Source organism: Streptomyces sp. AcH 505 (assembly GCF_000818175.1).
Taxonomy (GTDB): domain Bacteria; phylum Actinomycetota; class Actinomycetes; order Streptomycetales; family Streptomycetaceae; genus Streptomyces.
In genome coordinates this window covers 4,884,826-4,892,637 of record NZ_JTIY01000001.1, presented here as the reverse complement: position 1 = coordinate 4,892,637, position 7,812 = coordinate 4,884,826, and the positions used below count along the sequence as shown (strand labels likewise).

General features: G+C 69.5%; 9 protein-coding genes and 1 pseudogene. 2 read left to right on the top strand and 8 right to left on the bottom strand.

Annotated features, from left to right (window positions below):
- From cbiE to HY68_RS22310, 5 genes and pseudogenes are all read right to left on the bottom strand, one after another.
- Positions 1-613 (bottom strand): annotated as a pseudogene (gene cbiE / locus HY68_RS45395) (precorrin-6y C5,15-methyltransferase (decarboxylating) subunit CbiE); the annotation flags it as partial.
- Positions 614-855: 242 nt separating this feature from the next.
- Complete coding sequence (locus HY68_RS22325) at positions 856-1,494, bottom strand: GNAT family N-acetyltransferase (protein WP_198533319.1); 639 nt, start codon at positions 1,492-1,494, stop codon at positions 856-858.
- Between the two features lie 142 nt (positions 1,495-1,636).
- A complete protein-coding gene (locus HY68_RS22320; RefSeq protein WP_041991536.1) occupies positions 1,637-2,497 on the bottom strand; it encodes a MetQ/NlpA family ABC transporter substrate-binding protein in 861 nt (286 codons plus the stop codon).
- A gap of 50 nt (positions 2,498-2,547) precedes the next feature.
- Positions 2,548-3,219, bottom strand: a complete 672-nt coding sequence (locus tag HY68_RS22315) for a methionine ABC transporter permease (RefSeq protein WP_041991534.1) — start codon at positions 3,217-3,219, stop codon at positions 2,548-2,550.
- Positions 3,216-4,262 (bottom strand): ATP-binding cassette domain-containing protein, encoded by a 1,047-nt coding sequence (locus HY68_RS22310; RefSeq protein WP_041991532.1) that lies wholly within the window; start codon positions 4,260-4,262, stop codon positions 3,216-3,218. The genes HY68_RS22315 and HY68_RS22310 overlap by 4 nt, the downstream gene beginning before the upstream one ends.
- A 373-nt stretch (positions 4,263-4,635) precedes the next feature.
- Between HY68_RS22310 and HY68_RS22305 the strand changes: the two genes are divergently transcribed.
- Both HY68_RS22305 and HY68_RS22300 read left to right on the top strand, forming a co-directional pair.
- Positions 4,636-4,995 (top strand): hypothetical protein, encoded by a 360-nt coding sequence (locus HY68_RS22305; protein ID WP_041991530.1) that lies wholly within the window; start codon positions 4,636-4,638, stop codon positions 4,993-4,995.
- Between the two features lie 89 nt (positions 4,996-5,084).
- Entirely contained in the window at positions 5,085-5,462 is a 378-nt protein-coding gene (locus HY68_RS22300) for a hypothetical protein (protein WP_241778783.1), read from the top strand.
- 26 nt (positions 5,463-5,488) lie between these two features.
- Here the strand turns inward: HY68_RS22300 and HY68_RS22295 are convergent, their stop codons facing one another.
- The 3 genes from HY68_RS22295 to HY68_RS22290 all read right to left on the bottom strand — a co-directional run bounded on the left by HY68_RS22295 (position 5,489) and on the right by HY68_RS22290 (position 7,807).
- On the bottom strand, positions 5,489-6,004 hold the full coding sequence (locus HY68_RS22295) for a GNAT family N-acetyltransferase (RefSeq protein ID WP_041991528.1): 516 nt from the start codon (positions 6,002-6,004) through the stop codon (positions 5,489-5,491).
- Positions 6,005-6,041: 37 nt separating this feature from the next.
- Positions 6,042-6,608: a sigma-70 family RNA polymerase sigma factor gene (locus HY68_RS40880; RefSeq protein ID WP_078863724.1), complete on the bottom strand. Its 567-nt coding sequence runs from the start codon at positions 6,606-6,608 to the stop codon at positions 6,042-6,044.
- Between the two features lie 110 nt (positions 6,609-6,718).
- Positions 6,719-7,807: a glycerophosphodiester phosphodiesterase gene (locus HY68_RS22290; protein ID WP_078863976.1), complete on the bottom strand. Its 1,089-nt coding sequence runs from the start codon at positions 7,805-7,807 to the stop codon at positions 6,719-6,721.
- Between the last annotated feature and the right edge of the window lie 5 nt (positions 7,808-7,812).

Sequence of the window (7,812 nt, the reverse complement as noted above, 5' to 3'; positions counted from 1 at the left end):
CCCAGCCGGCGACCGGCGAGGGCGCGGTGCCGATGCCGCCGATGACGATCACGACGTTGGGGTCGTGCCAGACGTGGTCGGCGACCGTGTCGGAGGTGAGGACGGAGACCGTCTCGCGGGTGGTGCCGAGTTCCTCGCAGATGACGAAGGTGCGGTGGACCCCTTCGAGCAGCAGGGCGAGTTCGGCGGGTCCCGCGCCGGGCGAGGTGAGTACGGCGACCTTGGTGTGCGCCCGGCACACGTTGACGACGCGGCGCAGCGTACGGCTGTGGGCGACGACGACCTGGGCGTCGTCCCACGGCATGCCGGCGCGGGCGAAGGCGGCGGCCACGGCCGAGACGGCGGGGACGACTTCGACCTCAAGTCCGTGTTCGGGGGCGCGCAAGGTGCGTACGACGCCGAAGAACCCGGGGTCGCCGTCGGCGATGACGACGGCGCTGCCGCGGTGTCCGGCGATCCGGCGGGCGGCGAGATCTATGCTGCCGAGTCTGATCCGCTCCGCTTCGGCGGGCACCTCGGGGATGGCCAGGTGGTGGGCGGCGCCGGCCACCAAGGTGGCGGCGGACAGGGCGGATTCGGCCGCAGGCGTGAGGGGCGAACCGTCCCAGCCGATCACCGTGACGCGGTCGGCCATCGTTGTCAGTCTCCCGGTAAGTCGTCGTGCGGCGTCGTGAGTTGTCGTACGGCAGTGGTCGTACAGCGCTGTGCGGCGGTGTCGGCCGTCGTGCGTCGGCGCGCCGTCGTGCGCCGGTGCGTGGACGGCCTGCGGGCGATCATGCTAAGTGGTGCCCGCCGAGTGGTGCGTACCGGGGCGGTCGTACGCGGGAGGGCGGCCGAAGTCGCCCGGCCGCGCGGTCAGTTCCAGTCGGTGAAGGAGGCGTAGCCGCCCGCGTCCGCCATCTGCTCGGCGACCCCTTCGAGATCTTCGGGGAGCAGGCTCCACACGATCAGGTCGGTGCGGATGTCGGCCCAGCCGCCGTCCTCCGTCTGCGTACGCACTATCCAGGCGTTGCGCAGGACCCCTTCGCTGATGCAGCCGATCTTCTGGGCGACCTGCTGGGCCGCCGTGTTGTCGGCGGCGGTGCGCAGTTCGATGCGCTCGAACTTCTGGTCGCGGAACAGCCACTGGGCGACGGCCAGCACCGATTCCGTCGCGTATCCCTCGCCGCGCGCCCAGGGCGCGGTGAGATACGCCACCTCCGTGGCGCGCAGCCGCCAGTCGGTCTCCTGGAGCTGGACGACACCGACGAGCCGCTGGGTGAGGAACTCGGTGACGGCGAACACGATGCCCCGCCCGGCCGTCCGTTCCTCCGGAGCGATCCGGCGCACCCACTCCTCCGCGTCGCCCGCCGTGTACGGATGTGGCACCGACGACCACGCCGTGACCTGCTCGTCGTTCATCATCTCGATGTGCGCCGGGAGGTCCGCCGTCTCGAAGGCGCGCAGCACCAACCGCTCCGTGCTGATGGAAACGTCCGGAAAGGTGGTAGTCATGCCAGCTCCATGCCTCAGTCCGTCGTAAATGCACAGCATGCAGCATCGGGTCGCGAATGTGCATGGCCGGGTCCGCCCGGATGGGTGCGCCCCGCACACAGGGTGTGTACGGGGCGCCGTCGCTGTGCGCGGTACGTCGGGCTCAGCCGGCCTGGCCGAAGCTCGGGACGACCGAACCGTCGTAGGTGTCCTCTATGAACTTCTTCACCTCGGGGGAGTTGAGCAGTTTCGCGAGCTTGACCACCCGCGGGTCCTTCTCGTTGCCCTGCTTGACGGCGAGGAAGTTGGCGTACGGGTTGCCTTCGCTCTTCTCCAGGGCCAGTGAGTCCTGGGCGGGCTTGAGCTTGGCCTCAAGGGCGTAATTGCCGTTGATGACGGCCGAGTCGACGTCGTTGAGCGCGCGGGGCAGGGTGGCGGCCTCCAGTTCCTTGAACTTCAGCCCCTTGGCGTCCTTGATGTCGGCGAGGTTCCCTTCGGCGCCGACGCCGTCCTTGAGTGTGATCAGACCGTTGTCGGCGAGCAGCTTGAGCGCGCGGCCCTCGTTGGTGGTGTCGTTGGGGATCGCGACGCTCTGCCCCGGCTTGATCGCCTTGAGCCCGTCGAGCTTCTTGGAGTAGAGGCCGAGCGGCTCCAGGTGGACGTTGACGACGGGCACGATGTGGGTGCCGTTCTTCTTGTTGAAGTCGTCGAGGTACGGCTTGTGCTGGAAGTAGTTGGCGTCGACCTCGCCCTTTTCGGTGGCGGTGTTGGGCAGGACGTAGTCGGTGAACTCCTTGACCTGGAGCTTCAGTCCGGCCTTCGCCGCCAGGTGGTCCTTGACGAAGTTCAGGATGTCGGCGTGCGGGGTCGGCGAAGCGGCGACGACCAGCGGCTTGGACGTGTCCGGCTTCCCCTCCCCCGCCGTCGTGGAGCCGGGATCGGACGAGGTGCCGCAGGCGCCCAGCGTGAGGGCCAGGGCGGCGGTGGCTGCGGCGACGGTCGTGAGCTTGAGGTTGACGCGCATGGGAGGTGCCTCGTTTCTGAGAGGTGTCTTACGGATCTGGGGTTGTGCGGTCAGGAAGTCGTGCGGACGCGGCGCGCGAGGAGCCGTACGGCGATGTCGCCGATCAGCTGGATGACGGTGACGATCACGATCAGCACCACGACGGTGGCGACCATGAAGCCGTTCTCGAAGCGCTGGAATCCGTAGGTGACGGCCTTGGAGCCGAGCCCTTCACCGCCGACGGCGCCGGCCATGGCCGAGTAGCCGATGAGCGCGATGACGGTGGTGGTGACGCCGGAGACGAGCGAGGGCAGCGCCTGCGGCAGCAGCACTTTGCGGACGATGGTGGGGATGGACCCGCCCATCGACTGCACGGCCTCGACCAGACCGTGGTCGACCTCACGGATGGCCGTCTCGACGAGCCGGGCGAAGAAGGGGATGGCGCCGATCGCCAGCGGCACGATCATGGCCGTGGGTCCGATGAAGGTGCCCACGACGAACGTGGTGAACGGGATCAGCGCGATCAGCAGGATGATGAACGGCAGCGAGCGGCCGATGTTCACGATCACGCCGACCGTCTTGTTCACGGGGGCGTTCTGGAGCAGCCCGCCCTTGTCGGTGAGGACCAGCAGGATGCCGAGCGGCAGGCCGCCCAGGACCGTGACGAGCGTCGACCAGAGCACCATGTAGAGGGTGTCGAGGGTCCCCTGGGTGAGCAGGGGCTGCATCTGCGACCAGGTCACCTGGCACCGTCCTTGACCAGCTGGGCGGGGACACCGGTGACGTTCTCGACATGCAGCCCCCGCTCGCGCAGGAAGCCGACGGGTACGACGTTGTCCTCGTAGCGGCCGGGCAGCTCGATCCGGAGCCGGCCGATCTGCCGGCCCTGGACCGTGCGCAGCGCGGCGCCCAGGATCGCAATGTCGATGTTGTACGTACGGGACAGCCGGGAGACGATGCCGCGCTCGTCGGATTCGCCGTTGAACGTGATGTCGAGGACCGTACGGCTCTCGTCGGAGCCCGGCCCTTCGACCGGGTACAGCTCGCGCGCGAGCTGCGATCCGGTGGTGGCGAGCAGTTCGTCGACCTTGCCGGACTCGACGATCCGGCCGCGGCTCATCAGCGCCGCCGAATCGCAGATCGTCTTGACGACCTCCATCTCGTGGGTGATGAGCAGCACGGTCAGTCCGAGCTGCCGGTTGAGGTCGCGCAGCAGCGCGAGGATCGAGCGGGTGGTCTCGGGGTCGAGTGCGCTGGTCGCCTCGTCGGAGAGCAGCACCTTGGGCTTGCCGGCGAGGGCGCGGGCGATGCCGACCCGCTGCTTCTGCCCGCCGGAGAGCTGGGCGGGGTAGGCCTTGGCCTTGTCGGCGAGGCCGACCAGGTCGAGCAGTTCCGCGGCGCGGCGCTGCCGGTCCTTGCCGGAGTGGCCGAGGATCTCCAGCGGCAGTTCGACGTTGTCCCGCACGGTGCGTGACGACAGCAGGTTGAAGTGCTGGAAGACCATGCCGATCGAACTGCGGGCCGCGCGCAGCTCCTTGCCGGCCCGCCGGCCCCGGCCGGCGAGGGCGGTAAGGTCCTGGCCGTCGACGGTGACTGTGCCGGACGTGGGGCGTTCGAGGAGGTTGACGCAGCGGATGAGGGACGATTTCCCGGCGCCGCTCTGGCCGACGACGCCGAAGACCTCCCCTTCGCCGACATGGAGGTCGACCCCGTCGAGGGCCGTCACCTCACGGCTGCGGGAGGGGCCTGACCGGTAGATTTTGGTCAGACCTGTTGTGGTGATCACAGGAGTTGTCCGTCACTGTCCGGTGCCCGGCCGCAGGTCGGCCGGGCACGAGGGGGGCACAGGAAAGAGGCCAGGACACGGCGGAGCCGGGTCGGGCCGGGGGAAGTTCAGCTGCTCGGATGCTCAGGCGCCGCGGGTGGCAAGCCGCCGGGGCCCGAGCGTCACGAAGCGCGCGTCAGCAGGCGCACATTCGACACATACAACGAGCACCGGGCGTAACGATCGCCTCGGTCGCGGAAACGCGGTTGCTCGTCGTGGTCATGGCTCAAGTAAAGCAGACGTCAAGGACGAGGTCCGGGGTGTCCGCATAGCGGACAGTCGGGACCCAGGGGCGCGCGCCGGGGTCGGGACGGACCGTAATACGCTCTTGCGCATGCTTGACGTCCTGACGATCGCGGTGTCCGTGGCCGCGCTCGCCCTCGCCGCCTGGTGCGGATTCGCCGCATACAGGGACCAGCCGACCAAGGACTGGCACTTCATCGGCATGGCCGTGGTGTCCCTGCTCGCGCTGGTCCAACTCGTGGTGGGAATCGTGCAGTTGGCACGTGGCGAGCACGCCGACGACGGATCGGTGATCTTCGTCTCGTATCTGGTCGGCGCCGCGCTCGCGGTGCCAGCCGCCGGTTTCCTCTCGCTGACGGAACGGACCCGGTGGGGCTCGGTGACGGTCTCGGCGGGCGCGGTCGTCCTGGCGGTGCTGGAAGTACGGCTGTACGACATCTGGGGAGGCTGACGGTGACGCTGGAGGATTCCGCGACCGGGGAACCGAGGACCAGGCTGGTCAAGGGTCCTGGACTGCTGCTCGTCTGGTTCTACGGGGTGATGTCCGTCGGGGCCGTCTCGCGGTCGGTCTACCAGATCGCCACCGACTTCGACCGGGCGCCGCTGGCGTATTCACTCTCGGCCGTCGCCGCCGTGGTGTACGCGTTCATCACGTACACGTTGGTGCGCGGCGGGGAGACCGCCCGCAGGGCGGCGCTGGTCTGCTGCGGTCTCGAACTCGTCGGGGTGCTGACCGTGGGCACCTGGACGCTGGCCGACCCTTCGGCCTTCCCGGACGCGACGGTCTGGTCGGACTACGGCATGGGGTACGTCTTCATCCCCGTACTGCTGCCGGTCACCGGCATCCTGTGGCTGCGCAGGTCCCGTCGGGGTCAGAGCCTGTCGGGCCCTGACCCCGTCGACCCCGTTGACGGCTGAGGTAGATGCTGACGGGTGGTGTGCGCTCAGGCGCTCGCCGCGTACGCGGTGGCGTCCGCGCCCTGTGACGCCTGCTTCTCCAGTGTGACGAGCGTCAGCCGCGGACCGACCAGCTCCCTCGACACCGGCAGGTAGCCACGGCTGCGGTACAGCCGCAGATTGCCTTCACTGCGGTGGCCGGTGAAGAGCTGGAAGCGCTTGGCGGCGGGGGTCGTGGCGAACTGGCCCTCGATGGCGTCGAGGAGCCGGCCGCCCAGGCCGTGCCGCTGCATCCTCGGATGGACGATGAGTTTCGCGATGCGCGCCGTGCCCTGCTCGTCGACCGTTCCCCGTACCGATGCCACGATCTCGTCGCCCAGCCGGGCCACCAGGCCGTGTCCGGCGTCGAGTTCGGCCCTGAGATCCTCCAGGGTCTGGGTGAGGGGTTCGATGGTGTAGTCGCCGTAGAGCTCGGCCTCGTTCTGGTAACACAGGTACTGCAGCTTCAGGATCTGTTCCGCGTCCTGCGCTCTCGCCGCTGAGATGGTCACGCTCATGCCCATGTGTGCATGCCTCCCGCTCACCTGTTCCGCCGGTTGTCTACCGCTCCTTTCCCCGTTGTTCAGGAGCTGCAACCTCTGCCGCCAGCATTCTGCGCAGGCATCCCAGGCATCGGGAACGCATCGGCCCCAGACTTCCCTGTGAGATAGCCAACTCCCCTGCGATTTCGCGGTACGTGGGGTCCTTCGGCGACAACATCGCAGTCAGCAGCCCGGGGCAACGCCCTGGTGTACGGACCACGGCGGAACGAAGTGTTCTGCGCCACTCCGCGCGTAATGCGCTGTGTTCAGGCCCGGCGTCGGGGTCGGTGGCCGGATCCGGCCGCTCCGGTGCGTAGGGCAGCTCGTTCGCCGCCGTGCGCCGGGTCCTGCGCGCCTCGGCGCGTACCGCCGACCGTACCCAGCGGGCCGTGTCGGACGGCGGCCCCGCGTCGGCCAGCCGCTCCAGCAGCCGTACCCAGACGGCCTGTTCGAGATCGCGCGGTTCGGCGGCCGCCCAGCCGGCTTCGGCCGTGGCCTCGGCGCTGACCAGCGGGGACAGCGCGCTGACGAGCGCGGCTGCGGCCCGGTGCGGACCGTACGGGAGGCGGGTGTCGGCGACTGTCATGCCTGGCGGGACGCGACGGCGGCGGACGGCGGTTGCCCCCGGTGCGGGCAGTCACCCGACCGGGGGCATCTCGGGGCGCGCGGCTGACGGACCGGCGCCCCGGCATCGGCTCAGCGGCTGAGGAAGTCCGCCCGGGCGAGCACGCCGGTGTCGGCGTTGTCGGTGAAGACACCGTCGATACCGGTCTCGAAGTACGCCTGGAAGGCGCCGAAGGCGTCCCCGTACGCGTTCGGGTCGGTGCCGCGGCGGAAGTCGGCCGGCAGGAAGGTGTTCTCGTTGCGCATCGTGTACGGGTGCAGGATCAGCCCCTTGGCGTGCGCGTCCCGGACGAGGGTGGTCGGCGACGTCAGCTTCCCCGTCGCGTCCTTGGGGATGACCAGGTCGAGCGTCGGGCCGATGCCCTGCGCGAAGGAGGCGATCCACTTCAGCCCGGCCGGCGTGACGAGGTCGTCGACACCCCGGGGGTCGCCGGTGGCCTTGAAGTCCCACGGCCGGCTGCCCGCGACGTCGAGCAGGACGACGCGCGGCGCCGAGACCAGCTCCGCCATCCGCTTCATGCTGGTCGGCTCGAACGACTGGAGGAAGATGGGCGCGTTCGCGTGGTCGCGCCCGTACCGGCGCAGCAGCTTCGCGAACCGCTCCTCAAGACCGAGGCCGATGCCCCGGAAGTAGGTGGGGTGCTTGGTCTCGGTGTACAGCCAGACGGGCCTGCCGCGGCGGCGGCCCTCGTCGTCGGCCCAGCGCAGCACCTCTTCGTAGGTGGGGATGTCCCAGTGGCCGTCGTAGAGGGTGTTGTGCTGCCGGTTGGCGGGGATCCGCTCCTTGGCGCGCAGCGTCTTCAGCTCGGCCAGGGTGAAGTCCACGGTGAACCAGCCGGTGGTGCTGACCCCGTCGATGACCCGGGTGGTCTTGCGGGAGGCGAACTCCGGGTGGTCGGCGACGTCCGACGTGGCCGTGATGTCTGGCTCGTGACGGCAGACCAGATGCCCGTCCTTGGTGGGCACCAGGTCCTGCTCGATCACGTCGGCGCCCATGTCGAGGGCCAGCTGGTACGAGCCGAGGGTGTGCTCGGGGCGGTAACCCGCCGTCCCCCGGTGGCCGACGATCGTCGGCACGGGCAGCTTCGGCCGCGCGGGGCCGTGGCCGCCCTTGCCGTGCCCTGCCGGCTGCGCCGCGGCCGTACCGGCGACGGCGGGCACCGCCA